This window comes from Tateyamaria rhodophyticola, from assembly GCF_047777875.1.
GTDB lineage: Bacteria > Pseudomonadota > Alphaproteobacteria > Rhodobacterales > Rhodobacteraceae > Tateyamaria.
On record NZ_CP180519.1, the window covers coordinates 2,973,225 to 2,993,538 of the forward strand.

General features: G+C 63.6%; 20 protein-coding genes. 10 read left to right on the top strand and 10 right to left on the bottom strand.

Going from position 1 to position 20,314, the window contains the following annotated elements; translation table 11 throughout:
* Window positions 1-13 precede the first annotated feature (13 nt).
* The 4 genes from hflK (at window position 14) to ACERHN_RS16190 (ending at window position 3,907) form a co-directional block, all read left to right on the top strand.
* Window positions 14-1,192 (top strand): FtsH protease activity modulator HflK, encoded by a 1,179-nt coding sequence (gene hflK, locus ACERHN_RS16175; protein WP_415920050.1) that lies wholly within the window; start codon window positions 14-16, stop codon window positions 1,190-1,192.
* The gene (gene hflC, locus ACERHN_RS16180; RefSeq protein ID WP_415920051.1) at window positions 1,192-2,079 is read left to right on the top strand and encodes a protease modulator HflC; all 888 of its coding nucleotides are present in this window, start codon (window positions 1,192-1,194) and stop codon (window positions 2,077-2,079) included. Before hflK ends, hflC begins: the two co-directional genes overlap by 1 nt.
* Complete coding sequence (locus ACERHN_RS16185) at window positions 2,079-2,276, top strand: DUF2065 domain-containing protein (RefSeq protein ID WP_415920052.1); 198 nt, start codon at window positions 2,079-2,081, stop codon at window positions 2,274-2,276. The genes hflC and ACERHN_RS16185 overlap by 1 nt, the downstream gene beginning before the upstream one ends.
* Before the next feature lie 161 nt (window positions 2,277-2,437).
* Window positions 2,438-3,907: a Do family serine endopeptidase gene (locus ACERHN_RS16190; protein ID WP_415920053.1), complete on the top strand. Its 1,470-nt coding sequence runs from the start codon at window positions 2,438-2,440 to the stop codon at window positions 3,905-3,907.
* 68 nt (window positions 3,908-3,975) lie between these two features.
* Here ACERHN_RS16190 and ACERHN_RS16195 read toward each other — a convergent pair whose 3' ends face one another.
* Both ACERHN_RS16195 and ACERHN_RS16200 read right to left on the bottom strand, forming a co-directional pair.
* Window positions 3,976-4,503, bottom strand: coding sequence for a peptidoglycan-binding domain-containing protein (locus tag ACERHN_RS16195; protein WP_415920054.1), 528 nt, complete (start codon window positions 4,501-4,503; stop codon window positions 3,976-3,978).
* Between the two features lie 65 nt (window positions 4,504-4,568).
* A complete protein-coding gene (locus tag ACERHN_RS16200) occupies window positions 4,569-4,988 on the bottom strand; it encodes an OB-fold nucleic acid binding domain-containing protein (protein WP_415920055.1) in 420 nt (139 codons plus the stop codon).
* 121 nt (window positions 4,989-5,109) lie between these two features.
* On the opposite strand from ACERHN_RS16200, the gene ACERHN_RS16205 reads away from it, so the two are divergent.
* The 3 genes from ACERHN_RS16205 to ACERHN_RS16215 are packed head-to-tail and all read left to right on the top strand — an operon-like array spanning window position 5,110 to window position 6,586.
* The gene (locus ACERHN_RS16205) at window positions 5,110-5,433 is read left to right on the top strand and encodes a 2Fe-2S iron-sulfur cluster-binding protein (RefSeq protein WP_415920056.1); all 324 of its coding nucleotides are present in this window, start codon (window positions 5,110-5,112) and stop codon (window positions 5,431-5,433) included.
* 2 nt (window positions 5,434-5,435) lie between these two features.
* Window positions 5,436-6,188 carry an FG-GAP repeat domain-containing protein gene (locus tag ACERHN_RS16210; protein ID WP_415920057.1) on the top strand — a complete coding sequence of 251 codons (753 nt, stop codon included), beginning with the start codon at window positions 5,436-5,438 and terminating at the stop codon, window positions 6,186-6,188.
* Window positions 6,185-6,586: a hypothetical protein gene (locus tag ACERHN_RS16215; RefSeq protein WP_415920058.1), complete on the top strand. Its 402-nt coding sequence runs from the start codon at window positions 6,185-6,187 to the stop codon at window positions 6,584-6,586. Before ACERHN_RS16210 ends, ACERHN_RS16215 begins: the two co-directional genes overlap by 4 nt.
* Here ACERHN_RS16215 and purD read toward each other — a convergent pair.
* Window positions 6,583-7,851 carry a phosphoribosylamine--glycine ligase gene (purD, locus tag ACERHN_RS16220; protein WP_415920059.1) on the bottom strand — a complete coding sequence of 423 codons (1,269 nt, stop codon included), beginning with the start codon at window positions 7,849-7,851 and terminating at the stop codon, window positions 6,583-6,585. The genes ACERHN_RS16215 and purD overlap by 4 nt on opposite strands.
* A 70-nt stretch (window positions 7,852-7,921) precedes the next feature.
* Here purD and xseA point away from each other — a divergent pair, with 70 nt between their 5' ends.
* Window positions 7,922-9,463 carry an exodeoxyribonuclease VII large subunit gene (gene xseA, locus ACERHN_RS16225; RefSeq protein WP_415920060.1) on the top strand — a complete coding sequence of 514 codons (1,542 nt, stop codon included), beginning with the start codon at window positions 7,922-7,924 and terminating at the stop codon, window positions 9,461-9,463.
* 4 nt (window positions 9,464-9,467) lie between these two features.
* Here the strand turns inward: xseA and ACERHN_RS16230 are convergent, their stop codons facing one another.
* On the bottom strand, window positions 9,468-9,800 hold the full coding sequence (locus tag ACERHN_RS16230) for a hypothetical protein (protein WP_415920061.1): 333 nt from the start codon (window positions 9,798-9,800) through the stop codon (window positions 9,468-9,470).
* Window positions 9,801-9,897: 97 nt separating this feature from the next.
* Complete coding sequence (locus ACERHN_RS16235) at window positions 9,898-10,935, bottom strand: alkane 1-monooxygenase (protein ID WP_415920062.1); 1,038 nt, start codon at window positions 10,933-10,935, stop codon at window positions 9,898-9,900.
* A 210-nt stretch (window positions 10,936-11,145) separates the two neighbouring features.
* Here ACERHN_RS16235 and ACERHN_RS16240 point away from each other — a divergent pair, with 210 nt between their 5' ends.
* Window positions 11,146-12,840: an NAD(P)H-dependent oxidoreductase subunit E gene (locus tag ACERHN_RS16240; protein ID WP_415920063.1), complete on the top strand. Its 1,695-nt coding sequence runs from the start codon at window positions 11,146-11,148 to the stop codon at window positions 12,838-12,840.
* Here the strand turns inward: ACERHN_RS16240 and ACERHN_RS16245 are convergent.
* The gene (locus ACERHN_RS16245) at window positions 12,824-14,710 is read right to left on the bottom strand and encodes a glycosyltransferase family 2 protein (RefSeq protein WP_415920064.1); all 1,887 of its coding nucleotides are present in this window, start codon (window positions 14,708-14,710) and stop codon (window positions 12,824-12,826) included. The genes ACERHN_RS16240 and ACERHN_RS16245 overlap by 17 nt on opposite strands.
* A gap of 110 nt (window positions 14,711-14,820) precedes the next feature.
* Window positions 14,821-15,978 carry a glutamine-hydrolyzing carbamoyl-phosphate synthase small subunit gene (carA, locus tag ACERHN_RS16250; protein ID WP_415920065.1) on the bottom strand — a complete coding sequence of 386 codons (1,158 nt, stop codon included), beginning with the start codon at window positions 15,976-15,978 and terminating at the stop codon, window positions 14,821-14,823.
* 200 nt (window positions 15,979-16,178) lie between these two features.
* On the opposite strand from carA, the gene ACERHN_RS16255 reads away from it, so the two are divergent.
* Window positions 16,179-16,643, top strand: a complete 465-nt coding sequence (locus ACERHN_RS16255; RefSeq protein ID WP_415920066.1) for a GatB/YqeY domain-containing protein — start codon at window positions 16,179-16,181, stop codon at window positions 16,641-16,643.
* Window positions 16,644-16,651: 8 nt separating this feature from the next.
* Here ACERHN_RS16255 and ACERHN_RS16260 read toward each other — a convergent pair whose 3' ends face one another.
* From ACERHN_RS16260 to ctaD, 3 genes are all read right to left on the bottom strand, one after another.
* On the bottom strand, window positions 16,652-17,134 hold the full coding sequence (locus ACERHN_RS16260) for a DUF2244 domain-containing protein (RefSeq protein WP_415920067.1): 483 nt from the start codon (window positions 17,132-17,134) through the stop codon (window positions 16,652-16,654).
* Between the two features lie 83 nt (window positions 17,135-17,217).
* A complete protein-coding gene (locus ACERHN_RS16265; RefSeq protein ID WP_415920068.1) occupies window positions 17,218-17,826 on the bottom strand; it encodes a peptidoglycan-binding domain-containing protein in 609 nt (202 codons plus the stop codon).
* Window positions 17,827-18,316: 490 nt separating this feature from the next.
* Window positions 18,317-19,990 (bottom strand): cytochrome c oxidase subunit I, encoded by a 1,674-nt coding sequence (ctaD, locus tag ACERHN_RS16270; RefSeq protein WP_415920069.1) that lies wholly within the window; start codon window positions 19,988-19,990, stop codon window positions 18,317-18,319.
* Window positions 19,991-20,314 lie beyond the last annotated feature (324 nt).

Genomic DNA, 20,314 nt, shown 5'->3' on the forward strand with positions numbered 1-20,314 from the left:
AGACATACACCATATGGCTGGCAACACGGGCGGCCCCTGGGGGGGTGGCGGTAATTCCGGCGGCAACGGCGGCGGACGCGACAATGGTTCGCGCGGCCCCGGTCGCGGCAATGGCGGCGGCGGGCGTGGACCCGGCGACGACGGTCCGCAGATCCCCGAGATTGATGAATTGGTCAAGAAAGGCCAGGAACAGCTGCGCGTCCTGATGGGCGGTCGTGGCGGCGGCGGCGCCGGTGGTGGTGCAGGCGGCGGGGGCGGCGCAGGTCCGTTCCTGACCCGTGGCACGGTGGGCATTGCCGCCGTGATCGGCCTGGTCCTGTGGGGCATGGCGAGCTTTTACACCGTCCGGCCCGAAGAACAGTCGGTTGAGCTGTTCCTGGGCGAGTTTTCGTCCGTCGGCAATCCCGGTCTGAACTTTGCGCCCTGGCCCGTGGTCACCGCAGAGGTCATCCCCGTCACCCGCGAACAAACCGAAGAAATCGGTGTAGGCGGTCGTGGGGGCGATGCGGGGCTGATGCTGACCGGGGACGAAAACGTGGTCGACATTGATTTCCAGGTGGTCTGGAACATCACCGAGCCGGACAAGTTCCTGTTCAACCTGCGCGACGCGCGCCCGACGATCCGCGCCGTTTCGGAATCGGCCATGCGTGAGATTATCGCGCAATCCGATCTGGCACCGATCCTGAACCGGGATCGCGGATCCATCGCCGCACGTCTGCAGGAGCTGATCCAGAGCACGCTCGACAGCTATGACGCGGGCGTCAACATCATCCGCGTGAACTTTGACAAGGCCGACCCGCCGCAGGAAGTGATCGACGCTTTCCGTGACGTGCAGGCTGCGGAACAGGAACGTGACCGTCTTCAAAACGTGGCCGATGCCTATGCCAACCGTGTGCTGGCCGAGGCCCGTGGTCAGGCGGCACAGCTGCTGGAAGAGGCCGAAGCCTACCGCGCCCAACAGGTCAACCAGGCCGAGGGTGAAGCGTCCCGCTTCTCCGCCGTTCTGGAGGAATATTCCAAGGCACCCGAGGTGACGCGCAAGCGTCTCTATCTTGAGACGATGGAGAACGTTCTGGGCCGGATCGACAAGATCATTCTGGACGAGAACGGTGGCGGTGCCGGCGGGCAGGGCGTTGTGCCATACCTGCCTCTGAATGAACTGCGCCGCGGCGCAACAGGAGGGTCGAACTGATGCGTCGTTCCACTTATCTGATCCCGATCCTTGTTGTGCTGGGCGCGCTTGGCCTCAGCTCGCTCTATATCGTGGACGAGCGTGAAAAAGCGCTGGTGCTGCAATTTGGTCGCGTGGTCGACATTAAGGAAGAGCCGGGGCTGGCGTTCAAGGTGCCGCTGATCCAGGAGGTCGTGCGCTATGACGACCGGATCCTGAGCCGTGATGTGGAACCGCTTGAGGTCACACCGCTCGATGATCGTCGTTTGGTTGTGGACGCGTTCGCACGCTACCGCATCGTTGACGTGAACCAGTTCCGCCAGGCTGTTGGTACAGGCGGCGAGCAATCTGCCGAACGCCGCATCGACGGTATTTTGCGGAACGAACTGCGCGAAGTGCTGGGGTCTGTGACGTCCAACGACATCCTGAGCTCGGACCGGGCCGCGCTGATGCTGCGCATCCGCAACGGTGCGATCGCCGAAGCGCGCGCTCTGGGCATCGAAGTGGTGGACGTGCGCCTCAAGCGCACCGACCTGCCTCCGGAAAACCTTGACGCGACCTTCGAACGGATGCGCGCAGAGCGTGAGCGCGAAGCCACCGACGAACGCGCCCGCGGTAACGAGGCGGCGCAGCGTGTGCGCGCCCAAGCCGACCGGACCGTGGTGGAGCTGACGTCGGACGCGGAACGTCAGGCGGAGATCATCCGCGGTGAGGCCGACGCCCGCCGTAACGCGATCTTTGCTTCGGCCTTTGGCGAAGACCCGGAATTCTTTGAATTCTACCGGTCGCTGACGGCCTATGAACGCGCGCTGCAGGGCAGCAACTCGACCATGGTGATGTCACCGGACAGCGAGTTCTTCAACTACCTGCGGTCTGATCAAGGGTCGCGCAGCGCCGAAGGCGACTGATGGCGTGGATCCTTCTGGCCCTGGGGCTTGTTTTGATCGTGGAGGGGCTGGCCTATGTGCTGGCCCCTTCGCTTATCGAGCGTATCCTGGAGGTGTTGCGCAGCTTGCCCGAAACCGCGCGGCGGCAGGTGGGGGCGTTGGCCTTGGTGTCCGGGCTGATATGCGTCTGGTGTGCCTTCTATCTGGGCCTGTCCTAGGCGCGCGGCTCACAACGGGTTCACAGTCTGTTGAAAGATGTGTCGCGCGTTCCATCTTTAATGTTGCGCCTATGCAACCCTACATGCACCCTGTGCGCAGACGCGCAAGGATGTGTGCAGATGGCCGCAAGGCCCAATGTAAAGATGCAGGAGATACCCTGATGCAGTCCAAGGCAATCGCCGCTTCGAGACAGCTTCCCAATCCAAACATGATACGCGCGCTTTGGCTGGGCGCGCTCGCGCTGGCCTTTGTGCTGGTACAGGCCGTGGCCGCACTGGCCCGCCCCGAAAGCCTCGCGCCACTGGCCGAGAGCATCAGCCCGTCGGTGGTCAACATCACCACTTCGACCGTGGTCGAGGGGCGCACGGGCCCGCAGGGCATCGTGCCCGAAGGTTCGCCCTTTGAAGACTTCTTTCGCGAGTTTCAGGACCGCAATGGCCCGAGTGACCGGCCCCGCCGGTCTTCCGCGCTCGGTTCCGGCTTTGTGATTTCCGAAGACGGGTTCATCGTGACGAACAACCACGTCATCGAAGGCGCGGACGAGATCAACATTGAATTCTTCAACGGTGACGAGCTGAAGGCGGAACTGGTTGGTACGGACCCGAACACCGACATCGCTCTTCTGAAGGTCGAGGCCGACGGCCCGCTGCCCTTCGTGCCCTTTGGTGACAGTGACAGCGCCCGTGTAGGCGACTGGGTCATTGCGATGGGCAACCCGCTGGGGCAGGGCTTTTCCGTGTCTGCCGGGATCGTGTCCGCCCGCAACCGGGCCCTGTCCGGCAGCTATGATGATTTCATCCAGACCGATGCCGCGATCAACCGGGGCAACTCGGGCGGTCCGCTGTTCAACATGGATGGTGAGGTGATCGGTGTGAACACGGCGATCCTGTCGCCCAATGGTGGCTCCATCGGCATCGGCTTTTCCATGGCGTCGAATGTGGTGACGCGTGTCGTGGACCAGTTGCAGGAATTCGGTGAAACGCGCCGGGGCTGGCTGGGCGTGCGCATCCAGGACGTGACCGAGGACATCGCAGAGGCGATTGGACTTGCCAACACGGACGGCGCTTTGGTGACATCCGTGCCGGATGGCCCGGCCAAGGATGCAGGCATGGAAGACGGTGACGTCATCCTGAGCTTTGCCGGTGTCGATGTGGCTGACACTCGCGGTCTGGTCCGTCAGGTGGGCAACAGCCCCGTGGGCGAGACGGTGCGCGTGGTCGTGTTCCGCGACGGTGAAACGGTAACGCTGCGCGTGACGCTGGGCCGCCGGGAAGAAGCCGAAGGGGCGGTGCCTGCGGCAGCGCCTGCACCGGCGGAACCGGATGCACCCGAAACGGCCGAGGTTCTCGGCCTGACACTGAGCACATTGACAGACGAGCTGCGCGAGCAGCTGGGCGTGGCCGAAGATCAGGTTGGTCTTGCTGTGACCGATGTGGATGAGACGTCGGAGGCCTTTGAAAAGGGCCTGCGCGCCGGCGATGTCATCACCGAAGCGGGCCAGCAGCAGGTGGGCACGATTGCCGATTTCGAGGCGCGCCTCGAAGAGGTGAAGGAAGCCGGGCGCAAGTCGCTGCTGTTGCTGGTGCGCCGTGCTGGTGATCCGCGGTTTGTGGCGCTGAGCCTGTCGTAACTGCGACCCTCTCCTACGTTATGGAAAAGGCGCCCTGCGGGGCGCCTTTTGCGTATGCGTGGCTGGGATCAGGCGTCGTTGGCAATCGGGACAGCGATCAGGCCGAGCTTGCGGGCGGCGGCGACGGTCAGGGTCGGATTGTCGAACCCTTCGCTGCGCTGGAAACTGTGGATGGCCTGCCGGGTGCGCAGGTCCTGTTTGCCGGTGATCTGTCCCTTGAAATGGCCGCGCGCCGCGAGAGCGCGCTGGAGCGAGGCGATGAAGTCGGGGGTCATGACGTCGGCGCAGGGGATTTCGAACCATGTTTCGCGCCGCGGTTCGATTACGATCTGCTGTTCTTCGGTCTTGTAGATCGGGGGCGACTGCACGCGACCATCGGTGCTGATCTGGGCGGGTTGCAATTGCACGCGCCGGGTCTGAGTTTCGACCACGGCGGGGCTGACCGTCTTGTCCCAGCAGGTGCCGGGGGCCGCCCCGGGCGGGGCGGAGGCCAGCGAGACCGGGTCGATATTGGACCGCGTGGCCGTGCCGATATCGGTACAGGCGCCAAGGGCGAGGGCCGCCGCGATGGCGGCAGCGGGGGTAAATCTGTGCATTCTGCTCGGGCCTCTGAGGTGGGCTTTGGCGGCACAGTAGCGCAGGTGGCGCGATCTGCCTAGTCTCAGCCGCTTTTGCGGCTTTCCCAGGTTTCGGTGCGGGCTTCGGCGGCCATGCTGCGCCCGGTGTCCTCAGCCAGCAACTGATCCAGCAGATGCGAGATATCCTCGATCTGTTCGGCCAGCACATGGGTGACGTTATGCGCGCGCTGCATCCGGCCGGTGACCCGCAACATCCGGCCCGCGATCACTGCCCTGCGGAATGCCTCGTAGATGTGGCGCCAGACGATGATGTTGACCACGCCGGTCTCATCCTCGAGCGTCAGGAAGATGACGCCCTTGGCCGTGCCGGGCCGCTGGCGCAGGATGACAAGGCCCGCAACCGCCACCCGTGCGTTGACCGGCGGCAGGTCCAGTTCGGACGCGCGCAGGCAGGCGGGCGGGCGGGGCCATGCGGTCTGTGTGGGGGCGGAGTGGATCTGCATGGAACATAAGTAGAACATTTGGGGGCGTTGGCAAAGTGCAAACCTGCCCCTGAAAAAGGGGCTGGTGTGCCCTATTTGGCAGGGTTAGAACTTTGCGGGACTGGTAAGGAAGGGGCTTTTGATGGCCAAGATCACCTATATCGAACATGGCGGCACCGAGCATGTGGTGGATGTTGCCAACGGCCTGACGGTCATGGAAGGCGCGCGGGACAACAACATTCCCGGCATCGAGGCCGATTGCGGCGGGGCGTGCGCCTGTTCCACGTGCCATGTCTATGTGCATCCCGACTGGGTCGAGAAACTGCCCGGCAAGGATGCGATGGAAACCGATATGCTCGATTTCGCCTATGAGCCGGACGAGACCCGGTCGCGTCTGACCTGCCAGTTGAAGGTGACGGATGCGCTGGACGGGCTTGTGGTGCAGATGCCGGAAAAGCAGATTTGATCTTGGCCGGGGCGCCGCGTCTTCTGTGGCACCTCTGGCACGGGTCCGCCCGCGGCGCGGTGCAGGCCGCGTGCCTGTGGCTGGCGTGGTCAGGCAGCGCGGCGGCAGCGGGCGGCGTCATTGCCAGTGCGCAGTATACGGAGCCAACGACCCGGTATGCGCATGCCGTTCTGGGCGACGCGATTGAGTGGGGGGCGCTGGAACTGACCCTCGACAGTGGCGAGACCGTCACCTTTACCCTGCCGCAGGATCATGTGTTTGAGGACGTCGCGCCGCGTTTGCATGACGTTGATGGCGATGGTGCGCCCGAGGTTGTCGTGGTCGAGGCCGACGTGACCGCCGGTGCGGCGCTGGCCATTTACGGCGCGGGCGGCAAGATCACCGAGACGCCGCATATCGGCACGCGCAATCGTTGGCTGGCACCCTTGGGAGCCGCCGATCTCGATGGAGACGGGGCGGTTGAGCTGGCCTATATCGACCGGCCACATCTCGCCAAGACGCTGCGGATCTGGCGCTATGCGGATGGGGCGTTGACCGAAGTGGCCGCATTGCCCGGATTGACCAATCACCGCATCGGTGAGGCGGATATTGCCGGGGGCATACGCACCTGCGGCGCAGAACCCGAGATGCTCCTCGCCACCGCGAACTGGTCCGAGCTTGTCGTGGTGACGTGGGGTGCAACCGGGTTCACCTGGCGCCCCCTGGGCCGGGACACATCACGCGCGGCCTTTGCCGACGCGATGGCGTGCCGGTGATCCGGTCCATCGTTCTGCTGCTGGCCGTGTTGGGCAGCCTGCCGGCGATGGCGCAGGAGCGCATCACGCCTGCGCAGTTTCTGGACCGTTTGGCGGGCAAAACCGCGACATTTGTCGATTTCCGCTCTGGCGATCTGATTGGCATCGAACAGTTCGTGCGCCGCGACCGCACCATTTGGGCGCGCGCCAATGGCTCCTGTGCCTATGGCACCGTGTTCGTGCGCGACGGGATGGTCTGTTTCGACTATGATGACCAGCCGCCGGGTATCACCCATTGCTGGGTCCCGTTCACCCATGAAGACGGGCTGTTGGTGGCGACAGCCGACGGGCGCAGCATCCAGCGGGTCAGCTCCATTGTGGACGGGCCGGTGATCTGCGAAGCACCGCCGATCTCTTAGTCCTTGAGCGCCCGCCACCCGATATCGCGGCGGCAAAAGCCGCCCGGAAAATCAATCGCATCCACCATGTCATAGGCGCGGCCTGCGGCCTCCGCGAGTGATGCGCCCCGCGCGGTAACGTTCAGGACGCGCCCGCCGGTGGCGGTGATCCGACCGTCGCGCGCGGTGGTGCCAGCGTGAAACACCATCTGCGTGCTGGAGGCGGGCAGGTCATCGAGCCCGCCGATCACCGCGCCCTTGTCATACGCCCCCGGATACCCGTTTGCGGCCAGAACAACAGTCATCGCATGGTCATCGGCCCAGTTCACACGCGCGCGCGTGAGCTCCCCTTCGGCAGCGGCCTGCATCAGGTCGAGCGCCTGCGCGCCAAGGCGCATCATCAGCACCTGACATTCCGGATCGCCAAAGCGGACATTGTACTCCACCAGACGTGGTGCGCCGTTTTCGATCATCAAGCCGGCATAGAGCACCCCCTGATAGGGCGTGCCGCGCCGAGCCATTTCCTGCATCGTGGGACGGATGATGTCATCAAGCGCCCGTTCAGCAATCGCGTCGGTCAACACGGGCGCCGGGGAATAAGCGCCCATGCCGCCGGTGTTGGGGCCGGTATCGCCCGCGCCCACGCGTTTGTGGTCCTGTGCCGTGCCGATGGGCAGCACATCTGTGCCATCACAGAGGACAAAGAACGACGCTTCTTCGCCGGTCATGAACTCTTCGATCACCACCTCGGCGCCCGCGCCGCCAAAGGCACCGCCGAACATGTCGTCAATGGCCGCATCGGCCTCGGCTACGGTCCCTGCGATGATCACGCCTTTGCCCGCAGCCAGCCCGTCGGCTTTGACCACGATGGGCGCGCCTTGCGCGGCGACATAGGCCTTGGCGGCGGCGGCATCCGTGAAATGGCCATAGGCCGCAGTGGGGGCCTGGGCCGCATCGCAGATGGATTTGGTGAAGGCCTTGGACGCCTCAAGCTGTGCGGCGGCGGCACTGGGTCCGAACACCAGAACGCCCGCATCGCGGAGCCGGTCCGCCACACCCGCGGCCAGCGGTGCTTCGGGACCGACGATCACGAAATCAATCGCTTCGGCATCCACAAATTCGACCACCGCGCCTGCATCGAGGATGTCGAGCGCTGCGCATTCGGCAATCAAGGCAATGCCCGCATTGCCCGGTGCCACCACGAGGCGGTCGCATTTCGGGTTCTGCAACACGGCCCACGCGAGGCTGTGTTCACGTCCGCCGCTGCCGAGGATCAGAATGTTCATATGCGTGCCCTTCTTGGCCTTCGTTGCTGCGCGTTCTAAGCTGCGTGGCAGGGCGGCACAAGGAAGCGTTATGGACCTGATCGACGATCCGACAGAGGCAGGCAATGCACCGGAATTCAGCGTGTCGGAGATTTCCGGCGCGGTGAAACGCATGATCGAGGGCGAATTTTCCCATGTGCGTATCAAGGGCGAAGTGGGCCGGGTGAGCCGCCCACGGTCTGGGCACATCTATCTTGATCTCAAGGACGACCGCGCCGTGATCGCGGGCGTGATGTGGAAAGGCGTGGCAAGCCGTCTGCAGACCCAACCCGAAGAAGGGATGGAGGTCGTGGCGACAGGGCGTCTGACCACCTTTCCCGGGCAGTCGAAATATCAGGTTGTTATCGAGGATCTGAAACCGGCGGGTATGGGCGCGCTCATGGCGCTTTTGGAAAAGCGCAAGGCGATGTTGCAGGCCGAAGGGCTGTTTGACGCCACCCGTAAGCGCCCCTTGCCATATCTGCCGGAGGTGATCGGCGTCGTCACATCGCCCTCGGGGGCGGTGATCCGCGATATCCTGCACCGGCTGCGGGACCGGTTCCCGCGCAAGGTCCTGATCTGGCCCGTTGCGGTTCAGGGGGCGGCATGTGCGCCGGAAGTGGCGGGGGCCATCGCGGGGTTCAATGCGCTGACCCCCGGGGGCGCGATGCCGCGGCCTGATCTGTTGATCGTGGCGCGCGGTGGCGGGTCGGTCGAGGACCTCTGGGGCTTTAATGAAGAGGTGGTGGCGCGGGCGGCGGCAGCCTCGGACATCCCGCTGATTTCAGCGGTGGGGCACGAAACGGACACGACGCTGATTGATTTCGTGTCGGACAAACGCGCGCCCACACCCACGGCGGCGGCAGAGCTGGCCGTGCCGGTCCGGCACGAGTTGATGGCCTGGCTCGACACCGCGGCGGCGCGGATGACCGGCGCGCTCAGCGGTGGGTTGCAGCGGCGCGGGCAACGGTTGCGCGATCTCGAACGGGCTTTGCCGCGCGCCGACAGCCTTGTCGAAGGGCCGCGGCAACGGCTCGACATGCTGGCGGACCGGTTGGGGCCTGCGTTGATCGGTGGTGTCCAACGGCGCAAGGTGCGGTTGGCCGACATATCGGGCAGCCTGCGGCCCGCGACACTGCGCAGGCAAGTGCAGGGCGACAAGACGCGTCTTCAGGCTGCGGGGCAACGGCTTGCGCCCGCGTTGCAGCGCGCCGCTGCCAAACGGCGCGACCAGCTTGAGGCGCGCGTCGCGCGCTTTGGCCCCGAGATGCTGCAACGGGACCAGAGGCGCGCAGCCGATCACCTGGCCGGTCTGGTGGCGCGCATGGCGCGCGTCGGCGCGGCTCAGGTCACCAGCCTGCGCGCACGCATTGATGCCATGGACCGGTTGCGCGAGACGCTGGGGTACAAGGCAACGCTGGCCCGCGGTTATGCGGTGGTGCGTGGCGGTGGCGCCATCGTGACAAGCAAGGCCGCGGCGGAACAGGCCGCGGGCCTTGAGATCGAGTTTTCCGACGGACGCCTGTCGCTTGGCGGCGGGAAACCGGCGCGCAAGACGGCGGCAAAACCACCCGAGCAGGGATCGCTGTTCTGAGCGTTTACACCCCGATCTTGGGACCGAGGCACACCATTTCCTGGTCGAGATCCTGTGCCTCGTAGAGTGCTTCGCTTTCGGGATTGTTTTCAAACCTGGCCGTCAGGCCGCCGGGGCCGCGTTCAAAGGTCCAGCACTGCGGCTCGGGTCGGTCTTCGTAGACGAAACAGATGTTGCGCCCCTCGTTGTACCAATACCCTTCCTTGCATTCCCCATCGAGGAACGACCACGTCACCCGGCGATTTTCATGATAGATTTCAGCGCCATACGCATCACCGGACCGTCCGTAAAACAGCGTCTTGCCGGTAACATAGGCCTCGAATTCGGCTGCGGTCATGGGTTCTGCGCACAGCGGACCAGCACAAAGCGCAAGCGGAAGAAGAAGGTGTTTCATGCGCGCAGTCTGCCAGAGCGCACCGGGCAGCGCCAGTCGGTCACTCGGCGGCAAGCGCCGTGTCGCTTGGCTCCTGTTGCGCGCGCGCGGCCCATGCCGCAACACGGCGGTCCATCACCTTGCCCCACAGCGGCGGGATCAATGCCACCACCGCCATCACGGGCAAGGGGCGCGGCAGCATCGGCATGGTGTCTGCATCCAGCGTGAGCGCGGGAAAGGGTTTGCCCGGGTGCAAATGATGTTCCGAATGGCGCGGCGCGTTCAACATCATCGCGGACGAATACCAGTGCGGCGTGTTCCAGGAATGCTGCGGGCCCATCGGTTCGGGACGCCCGTCCGGCCCAATCGCACGGATCAGACCATAGTGCTGCACATAGTCAGACAGCATCAACTGGATCTGCGCATAGAGCGCGATCGCGATCAGCCCGGCAATACCGGCCCCGCCCGCAAGCAAAGCGGCAGCGCAGAGGCTCAACGCGGCACCGGCGACATACCAGCGATAGGGCGTGGGCCAGAACGCGCCGTCCCGGCGCTGGCGTTCGGCGCGCAGACCGGCGCGAAAGCTGCCGATCCATGTCCGTGGCAGATAGGCCCAGAACCCTTCGCCCAGCCGCGCCGTCGCCGGATCACGCGCCGTCGCGGCATAGACATGGTGCACCAGCCGGTGCGCGCTGGTGTGATGTCCAAAGAGCACGCTGGCATAGTTCGCAGCACCCAGCCGGAACGCCCAGCGGGCGCGCCGATGGATCAACTCATGCGCGTTCGAATTCGAGATCTGTCCGAAATAAAGGCCACAGCCGACGACGATCAGCACCTTGTCCAGCATCGGCAGCGCGCTGCCCATCGCCCAGACCGCAAGCCCCAAGAGGACAAAATGCACAATCCCCAGCACCTCGGACAACCGATGCCCGTCGGTGTCTCCGGCGGGCATCTCAACCGTGATCTTGTCGAGGAAAAACACGACCACCGTGATCGCCAGCACCGCCGCGACCGCCCATGTCCCGCCCCACAGGCTCGCCGCCGCCAAAAGCAGGGCGGGCGTCAGCGTGGCGATGGCAAAGGGCAAGAGCCGTGGCATGGGTGCAGAATCACTCCGGTTCAGGGACTGCCGACCCTAACACGGGTCGCTCGGGCGCGGATAGCAGCGCATCGCGGCCAAAACGTGACCGATGGGCGGCGGCGTGGTGACCATCGGCGCGCGGTTTGATCCGCAAGGCGTCGCTTTTGGGCTGATCCGGCCCATGCGCCGCTGATACTGTCGGCGCAACACGAGGCAGGAGTGACGCGCATGGCGCTGGATCAGGAAACCAAAGGCAAGGGCGTCTGGAAATCCGGGCGGGGCAAGGGGCGGGTGCGCCCCAAGGGCCGGGCGCTTGAGGATCAGGCGTGGGACGAGGTACGCAGCCTTTTGGGCGACGCGCCGCGGCGGTCGGATCTGCTAATCGAATTCCTGCACCTCATTCAGGATGCCTATGGCCACCTCAGCGCCGCGCACCTGCGCGCCTTGGCCGAAGAGCTGCGGATGAGCATGGCCGAAGTCTACGAGGTGGCGACCTTCTATGCGCATTTCGACGTGGTGAAGGAAGGCGAGACACCGCCGCCCGCGCTGACCATTCGGGTGTGCGATTCGCTGAGCTGTGAGCTCGCCGGTGCGCAGGCGTTGAAAGCCGCGCTTGAGGAGGGGTTGGACCCGGCAGAGGTGCGTGTGTTGCGCGCGCCGTGCATGGGGCGGTGCGACACGGCGCCGACGCTGGAGCTGGGACACAACCATATTGATTTCGCGACCCCCGAGAAGGTGCGCGCGGCGATTGCCGCGGATGATACACATGCGCATATGCCGGATTATGAGACTCTTGCGACCTATCAAGCCGCAGGTGGCTATGACGCGCTGCGCGCCTTGCGGTCGGGTGGGGATTGGGAAGCGGTACAGGCGCAGATCAAGGCAAGCGGGCTGCGCGGACTTGGCGGCGCGGGCTTTCCGTCCGGGACCAAGTGGGGCTTTGTCCGCGCCAATACCGGGCCACGCTATCTGGCGGTGAACGGGGATGAGGGTGAGCCCGGAACGTTCAAGGATCGCTACTATCTGGAGCGTGTGCCGCATCTCTTCCTCGAAGGTATGTTGATTGCGGCCTGGGCCGTCGAGGCGGATCGCGCCTATATCTACATGCGCGACGAATACCCGGCCGTGCTTGAGATTTTGCGCCGCGAGATCAAGGCGTTGGAAGACGCAGGACTGGTGGCCGAGGGCTATGTCGAGCTGCGGCGCGGCGCCGGTGCCTATATCTGCGGCGAAGAAAGCGCGATGATCGAAAGCATCGAAGGCAAGCGCGGCATGCCGCGTCACCGTCCGCCCTATGTGGCGCAGGTCGGGATCTTTGGTCAGCCGACGCTGGTGCACAATGTGGAGACGCTGCACTGGATTGCGCGGATTTGCCGGGAAGGCCCGGAGGTTCTGAACACCACCGAAAAGAACGGGCGCACAGGATTGCGCAGCTATTCCGTGTCGGGCCGGGTGGCGCAGCCGGGGGTGTACCTGCTGCCTGCGGGATCGACCATCACGGACATCATCGCGGCGGCGGGCGGCATGGCCGAAGGGCACGTGTTCAAGGCCTATCAACCGGGCGGGCCGTCCTCGGGGCTGTTGCCAGCGTCGATGCACGATGTGCCGCTGGATTTCGACACGTTGCAACCGCACGGTACCTTTATCGGGTCGGCGGCTGTTGTGGTGCTGAGCGATCAGGATCGCGCACGGGATGCCGCGCTGAATATGTTGCGGTTTTTCGAGGATGAAAGCTGTGGGCAATGCACGCCGTGTCGGGTGGGCTGCGAAAAGGCGGTCAAGCTGATGCAGGCGGATGCGTGGGATCAGGGTCTGCTCGAAGAGGTCTGCACCGCGATGAGTGATGCGTCGATCTGCGGTCTGGGGCAGGCGGCACCGAACCCGATCCGCCTTGTGATGAAGCATTTCAGCGACGAGGTATAAGCCCGGGCATGCGCCCGTGCTGCGTCTTGTCCCAGTAAAACGGGTCAGCCACGAGTTCATAAAGCGCCTTGTAACTGGCCAGTGCGGCCAGCGGAAAATAGAGCGGCAATGTCAGGATCCAGGGCAGCAGGTGGCGGTGCTGTCGTCCTGATACCGCGAGGCCCGAAATGGCGAGGCTGACCGCTTCGGAAAAGATGAACAGGCAGGCCAGCGGCCACATCACCCACGGTCCCAGCATCGTCAGAACCGGGTGTGGCAGTCCGAACGCGGGCAGCCAGAAACTCCAGATCAGCGGCAGCGTCGCGAACTGGATCACCGTGCCCATAAACATCGCCTGCACGCCCATGAACCGCAGGAAACCAAGATCGGACAGGAGTGCCACCGGATTGCGCATATGGACGCAATAGGTGATCAGAAACCCCTTGATCCAGCGCGACCGCTGTTTGATCCAGGCCCAGGGATGGCAATTTGCCTCTTCCATGGTGACGGTCGAAATCAGCTCTGTCTTGTAGCCGGCGCGCGCTAGCCGCAGGCCCAGATCCGCGTCTTCGGTCACGTTGTGCGCGTCCCATGCGCCCAGTTCCTCAAGCGCGTCGCGGCGAAAAAACAGTGTTGTGCCGCCCAGGGGCAGCACCAGGCCCAACCGGGCCACTCCCGGCAGGACCAACCGCCACCACGCCGCATATTCGATCGTAAAACACCGGGCGAGCCAGTTCTGGCGGCTGTTGTAGTAATCAAGAATGCCCTGCAGGCATACAGTGTCGGGGTCCGCTTCTGCGAATTTGGCGACCGCCTTTTCCAGTTGATCCGGTTCCGGCGCATCCTCTGCGTCCCAGATACCGACGATTTGCCCGTTACAGAAATCGAGCGCGTAGTTCAGGGCGCGCGGCTTGGTGGTGATCGTGCCGTCATCGGGCACTTCGATCACCCGCACCCATTCGGGCAGCGCGGTCCGCGCGATGGTGGCACGGGTCACGTTGTCCTTTGCCTCAAGCACCAGAACAACTTCGAGCAGCGCTTTGGGATAGGTCAGTCGTTTGAGCCGCGTCAGGAGGGCATCGGCGATGTTCTCCTCTCGAAACAGGGGGACCAGCATCGTGATTCGCGGCAAGCGGGACAGGGGAACGGGCGACAGGGGCGCGGATTGCGCCGGAACGCCGCCAAAAAGCTGTGCCGCCAGAGCGCTCGCTTTCAAAAGCGTGGTCAGAAGCAGCGCGGCGATGCCGACAAGCACAAAAACGGTAACAAGCACATCCGTGGCCAGAAACAGTCCAATGGCCAGCAGACCCAGCACCAGAATGGTCGACGCAATGCCCATCGTATTGGCCAGCGACCAGGTGCGCGAGCTGTGATGTTCAGGCAGGCGGGTCAGCGCGCGGTGTGCCAGCTCGCGACCGTGCAATGCGGAGATCTGGGCAACCACCTGCTCGGGATCAGCAATCACAGGCAGCATCCGCGGGGCGTCGGCCCCCATGGCGTCCCGTAGCGCATGCAAGCGGTCAGGACGGTCCGTCGCGACGAGCAACGTCTGCCCGAACCACCGCCACGGCACGACGCCAAACCGTTGGCAGAGGCGCGAAGGCAAGGCCGCCGCCATGGCCGGAATTGGTGGGTCAATCGCCAGATCCACCTGATCCGCATCGTATTGAAGAGACAACGCCGACAGGACGTCGGCCCGGCTCACATCGCCGGAGGCAATCAGGATCTCGCCCAATGGCGCGTCAATATAGTGCTGTAAATTCAGTGCCTTGAGCAAGGCGGTTTGATCAATGGCACCAGCGTCCACCAACTGACGCCCGACGGGGCGGGCCGGTTGACCCGCCCGCGCAACGGGCTCAGGCGCAGAGAGGCGCAGAAGGGGATCGCTCATCGTCGGGACCGCATCATTGATCCCCGCAACAGTGGCGCACTGTTGGTTAATGTGGCGTTAACGCAAGTCTGGTCTGACCGGGTCGCGCGCAATCATGACGCGTATGCGCGTCAGGCCGCGCGGGCCCGCATCGCGTCCGCAAATCGTTCAAACAGGTAATAGCTGTCTTGCGGGCCGGGGCTGGCCTCCGGATGGTACTGCACGGAGTAGACCGGTTTGTCCGCCATACGGATACCGCAGTTCGACCCGTCAAAGAGCGACGTGTGCGTTTCGATCACGCCGTCCGGCAGGCTTTGCGCATCGACGGCAAAGCCATGGTTCATCGAGGTGATCTCGACCTTGCCGGTCTCCAGATCTTTGACCGGGTGGTTCGCGCCGTGGTGGCCGTGGTTCATCTTGATCGTCTTCGCCCCGAGCGCCAGCGCCAGCATCTGGTGACCCAGGCAAATGCCAAACACCGGCAGATCCCGCGCAAGCACGTCGCGGATCATCGGCACCGCATAGGTTCCGGTGGCCGCCGGATCGCCCGGACCGTTGGACAGGAACACACCATCCGGATTGTGCGCCATGACCTCTTCGGCCGTTGCCGTCGCGGGCAGCACCGTCACATCGCAACCCGCAGAGGCAAGGCAACGCAGGATGTTACGCTTGGCACCGTAATCCACGGCAACAACACGGAATTCCGGGTTTTCCTGTGGGCGATACCCGTCCGGCCAGGCCCACCGCATTTCGTTCCAGCGGTAGGATTGGGCACAGGTCACATCCTTGGCCAGATCCATCCCCTCGAGACCCGCAAAGGCGCGCGCAGCAGCCACAAGCGCGTCGGTGTCAAACACGCCGTCTGGCGCATGCGCCAGCGCAACATGCGGCGCACCCGCCTGCCGGATCGCACGGGTCAAACGGCGCGTGTCGACGCCGCCAATCGCAATCCGTCCGCGCGCGGCCAGCCAGTCCGACAGCGGTTCTGCCGCGCGCCAGTTCGAGGGCTCCGTCGGCATCCATTTGACCACCATGCCTGCCGCGACCGGGTCGCCGGTTTCATCGTCTTCGGGGTTCACGCCCACATTGCCCACATGCGGGAATGTGAATGTCACGACCTGCCCGGCATAGGATGGATCGGTCATAATCTCCTGATAGCCGGTCATCGCGGTGTTAAAGCAGAGCTCCGCGGTGGTCTGTCCCACGGCGCCAAAGCCTGCGCCGTAAAACAAGGTGCCATCGGCAAGGGCGAGGCAGGCGGTCGGGTGTGTCGATGTGCTTTGGGTCATGGCTGGCTCGGGCAACTTCCATCAAAGGGTGCAGACAGGCAAATTGCGCGGAACCTAATGTGTGGGACAGGGGGGGTCAAGGCGCGGCTTGAAATGTTCTTTGCATTTAAATCAATGGGTTAGCTTTGCGCATCGGCCTTGTCACATGCGCCATTGTGCCCTATCTTCACAAATTCGACATGATGCCATGGGGATGGAACATGACAGATTTGCGAGGCCGCATCTCAGCGGCGCTGAAACAGGCGATGAAGGACAAGGATGCCCACCGCCTGTCGACGCTGCGGCTGATCAACGCCGCAATCAAGGACAAGGACATTGATGCACGCGCCGCCGGTCAGGATGACGGGGTGGCCGACGCGGAGGTGTTGCAGATCCTTGGCAAGATGGTGAAACAGCGGCGCGAAAGCGTGCGCACCTACGAAGAAGGCGGGCGGCTTGACCTTGCGGAGCGGGAAAGCGCCGAAGTCATCGTGATCGAAGAGTTCCTGCCGCAGAAACTTGACGACGCCGCCGCGGCCAAAGCTGTGGATGCCGCCATCTCGGAAGTGGGGGCGGACAGCATCCGCGACATGGGTAAGGTGATGGGTGTGCTAAAGGCAAAGTATACCGGCCAGATGGATTTCGGCGCGGTGGGGCCGATGGTCAAGGACCGCTTGTGCGGTTGATCCGGTGCTCAGCTGTGCAAGGCGCGGCTGAGATCGTCATATAGTGCCAGCCGCTCTTCCTCACTGAGGAATGCGCCAATCTCGACTTCGCGCCCCTTGCCCTTGAGCGTGACGTAATGGGGCACCGGGCCCTCGCTTTCGTATTTGGTCACTTGCGTCCAGTAGCGGTTGCAATCCCATTCCTGCACCTTGCCATTGGCATCCGTGCGCGTGAGGACTGTGTCTTCGGGCCCCAGCGTGAGGACCTCGATGATCTGGCGGGCGCGGCGGTTGCGCCGCAACGCATAGTAAAGCGCCCAGACCGCCCCGAGCACAAACGGCAGCAGGCCCCAGAGCACGATGCTGCCCAACAGCGGCAGGGTCGGGATCAGGATCATCGTGAAGGTAAAGAGCACAACCGCGGCCATGCCCGCCTGCGGCAGGGAGTTGTGCGGCCAGAGCTGCATTTCCTGCACTGTGGCGTCCGGTTCTGATGTCCAGCGATACGGCATAAACGAAGTATATGCCCCCCGCGTGCGATGTCGAAGGACAGGGTGTCGCGGGGGGTATTGTGCAGTCTTTGGACCTGCTGTGATCAGAGATCGACATAGGCATTGGAGGGCGCCGGTGCGGGGGCACGCGGGCTTGGCGTGCCTGCCGCGAGGTCTTCGCGGTACAGCTTGAGCAATCCGCGTGTTCCATCGGGATGGGATGCGATATCCTGATAGGTTCGGTTGCCGCCCGCCTCGGCCCGCAGATAGGATGTGGTCAGCAAATGTTGCTGAAACGCGGTCAGGGTGCCGGTGCCGTCATAGCCCATGTACCTTTGGTAATCCGCGATGGCGCTGCGGGTTTTCGATCCGACGCGCCCGTCGATTGTACCTGCGTCAAAGCCGAAGAAATTGAGCGAGGATTGAATCTCACGCCCCTCCTGCGTGGCTGGGATTTTCGGGCGGTACGTCTTCTTGGCGGGGGCGCGGTAGGACGCGCGCGGTTTGGCCACGTGCGTACGCGGTGTCACGGCACGCTGGCGGGCAGCGTTGCGTTCCTTGTTCTTGCGCACTTCGTTCTGGATGATGGCGCCACCGATCCCACCGATGATGGCGCCGGCAATGAAGTCCTTGCCATCGGCGGCGGCGCGGGTGGCTGGCAGGGTGGCGAGCGAGGCCGCAATGGCGGCGGAGATCAGGGTCTTGGACAGCATGACATGCTCCTTTTGTCTTTTCGCCGGACCGCATGATGCGGCGCGCGGCGGGGCAGCGGTATCCGGGGGCATATGGCGTTCTGCTGTGGCGGGGGAAGTGCGTGCATGGATTGGGCGCGCGGGTCGGCAGTGGTTTGCGTGTTCGCGCACGATCAGCGGCTGAGATTGGCCGGAAAGCCTCGTTTGATATTGCATAACACGTGCTGTTTTGCAGACCGCTTGGGGCGCTGCCCCAAACCCCGGAGTTTATTTGGCGAGATGAAGGGGGATCCTGCGCTTTGGGGGCGCTTGGGGTGTTTATGGGTCTGCGCGATGGGTTTTGCGAGGGGCCGGTGTTTTGCAGACTTTGATACGTCCGGGTGGGCAGGGGGGCTTGCTATACCGCAACTTGAGACGGGTTGGGTTGCATGTCCTTGTTGTGCGCCCGGCCCATGCAAAAAGGGCCCCGGTCGCCACCGGAGCCCTTTCTTTTGTTCACATCAGACCGCGCTTAGTGCGAGGGCTGTTTGTCCCAGTCTTCCTGCTTGGGCAGGATTTCGAACGTGTGCTCTGGCGGTGGGCTGGGCAGGGTCCATTCCAGCGTGTCCGCATATTCGTTCCAGGGGTTGTTCTCGGTCACGCGTGCGCCGCGGAACAGTGCGTAGAACACCACACCGAAGAAGAACAGGAACGAGGCAAAGCTGAGGAAGGCGCCGATGGACGACCACCAGTTCCAGAGCGCGAACGCTTCGGGGTAGTCGATGTAACGGCGCGGCATGCCCTGACGGCCCAGGAAGTGCTGGGGGAAGAAGGTCAGGTTCGCGCCGATGAACATCGCCCAGAAGTGCACCTTGCCCATCCATTCGGGGATCATGCGGCCCGTCATTTTGGGGAAGTAGAAGTAGATCCCCGCAAAGATGCAGAACACGGCCCCGAGCGACATCACATAGTGGAAGTGCGCCACAACATAGTACGTGTCGTGGTAGTAGCGGTCCACGGCGGCCTGGCTGAGCACGATGCCCGTCACGCCACCCACGGTGAACAGGAACAGGAAGCCGAACGCCCAGAGCATGGGTGTTTTCAGCTCAACCGAACCGCCCCACATCGTGGCAATCCAGCTGAAGATTTTCACCCCTGTGGGCACCGCGATGACCATTGTGGCCAGCATGAAGTAGGCCTGTTGGTTCAGCGACATGCCGACCGTGTACATGTGGTGCGCCCACACGACAAAGCCCAGTGCACCAATCGCGATGATCGCCCAGACCATCGGCAGGTAGCCGAAGACCGGTTTGCGCGAGAAGGTGGCGATCACGTGGGAAATGATGCCGAAGCCGGGCAGGATGATAATGTAAACCTCTGGATGGCCGAAGAACCACAGGATGTGCTGGTACAGCACCGGGTCGCCGCCGCCTGCGGGGTCAAAGAAGGTGAAGCCGAAGTTGCGGTCCATCAGCAGCATGGTGATCGCGCCCGCCAGAACCGGCAGGGACAGCAGGATCAGCCACGATGTGACAAAGATCGACCACGAGAACAGCGGCACCTTGAAGAGTGTCATGCCGGGGGCACGCATGTTCAGGAAGGTGGTGATCATGTTGATCGCACCCAGGATCGAGGACGCGCCCGAGACGTGGACCGCAAAGATCGCGAGATCCATCGACATGCCCTGCTCGTTGGTCGAGAGCGGCGGGTAGAGCACCCAGCCCACGCCCGAGCCAAGCTGACCATTGCCACCGGGTGCCAGGACCGAGCAGATCGCGAGCGTGGTGCCAGCGACGTAGAGCCAGAAGGACAGGTTGTTCATCCGCGGGAACGCCATGTCGGGCGCACCGATCTGCAACGGCATGAAATAGTTGCCGAAACCGCCAAACAGGGCGGGGATCACGACGAAGAACATCATCAGGATGCCGTGGCCGGTGATCAGCACGTTCCAAAGGTGGCCGTTGGGGGTACATTCGCCCGCGGCAGCCGCCGTGAGGCGTGCGCCTTCCATACACATGTACTGGACGCCCGGATCCATCAGTTCGAGGCGCATGTAAACGGTGAAGGCCACCGATACAAAGCCGACAAGGGCCGAGACGATCAGGTACAGGATACCGATGTCTTTGTGGTTGGTGGACATGAACCAACGGGTGAAAAAGCCCCGTTCGTCTTCGTGCTCGTGCCCGTGAATGGCTGCGTCTGCCATGCGGTGCCTCCTGGCTGTTGGTTTGCCCACGCACGGGGTTCCCGTCCACGCGTGGATTCTCGAGTGGTTCTAAAGTTTTGGCTGCACCGCTTCAATGGCTACGTGCCCCGATTGGGCGAGATGAATTGTCGCGCGTGAAGCATATTGCACCTTCCGCAGGGACAAGCGGCCGGCGGCAGGCTGCGAAACAATGCGCATCAAGCGGTGCCATTGTTTCTGGCTGCGCGGCAAAACCGCGAAATGGTCACAACATTGAACGCATAATGGCGTTCTTCGCCCACGGATGCGCCCGATTGCCCGGTCAAGTGTCGCCTTCTACGCGCA

Coding starts and splice junctions, on each gene's coding strand:
- ACERHN_RS16195 (WP_415920054.1), bottom strand. CDS start 4,503: ATGCACAGATTTACCCCCGCTGCCGCCATCGCGGCGGCCCTCGCCCTT.
- hflK (WP_415920050.1), top strand. CDS start 14: ATGGCTGGCAACACGGGCGGCCCCTGGGGGGGTGGCGGTAATTCCGGC.
- ACERHN_RS16260 (WP_415920067.1), bottom strand. CDS start 17,134: ATGCCGTATCGCTGGACATCAGAACCGGACGCCACAGTGCAGGAAATG.
- purD (WP_415920059.1), bottom strand. CDS start 7,851: ATGAACATTCTGATCCTCGGCAGCGGCGGACGTGAACACAGCCTCGCG.
- ctaD (WP_415920069.1), bottom strand. CDS start 19,990: ATGGCAGACGCAGCCATTCACGGGCACGAGCACGAAGACGAACGGGGC.
- xseA (WP_415920060.1), top strand. CDS start 7,922: ATGGACCTGATCGACGATCCGACAGAGGCAGGCAATGCACCGGAATTC.
- carA (WP_415920065.1), bottom strand. CDS start 15,978: ATGACCCAAAGCACATCGACACACCCGACCGCCTGCCTCGCCCTTGCC.
- ACERHN_RS16235 (WP_415920062.1), bottom strand. CDS start 10,935: ATGCCACGGCTCTTGCCCTTTGCCATCGCCACGCTGACGCCCGCCCTG.
- ACERHN_RS16205 (WP_415920056.1), top strand. CDS start 5,110: ATGGCCAAGATCACCTATATCGAACATGGCGGCACCGAGCATGTGGTG.
- ACERHN_RS16185 (WP_415920052.1), top strand. CDS start 2,079: ATGGCGTGGATCCTTCTGGCCCTGGGGCTTGTTTTGATCGTGGAGGGG.
- hflC (WP_415920051.1), top strand. CDS start 1,192: ATGCGTCGTTCCACTTATCTGATCCCGATCCTTGTTGTGCTGGGCGCG.
- ACERHN_RS16230 (WP_415920061.1), bottom strand. CDS start 9,800: ATGACCGCAGCCGAATTCGAGGCCTATGTTACCGGCAAGACGCTGTTT.
- ACERHN_RS16240 (WP_415920063.1), top strand. CDS start 11,146: ATGGCGCTGGATCAGGAAACCAAAGGCAAGGGCGTCTGGAAATCCGGG.
- ACERHN_RS16265 (WP_415920068.1), bottom strand. CDS start 17,826: ATGCTGTCCAAGACCCTGATCTCCGCCGCCATTGCGGCCTCGCTCGCC.
- ACERHN_RS16245 (WP_415920064.1), bottom strand. CDS start 14,710: ATGAGCGATCCCCTTCTGCGCCTCTCTGCGCCTGAGCCCGTTGCGCGG.
- ACERHN_RS16200 (WP_415920055.1), bottom strand. CDS start 4,988: ATGCAGATCCACTCCGCCCCCACACAGACCGCATGGCCCCGCCCGCCC.
- ACERHN_RS16255 (WP_415920066.1), top strand. CDS start 16,179: ATGACAGATTTGCGAGGCCGCATCTCAGCGGCGCTGAAACAGGCGATG.
- ACERHN_RS16190 (WP_415920053.1), top strand. CDS start 2,438: ATGCAGTCCAAGGCAATCGCCGCTTCGAGACAGCTTCCCAATCCAAAC.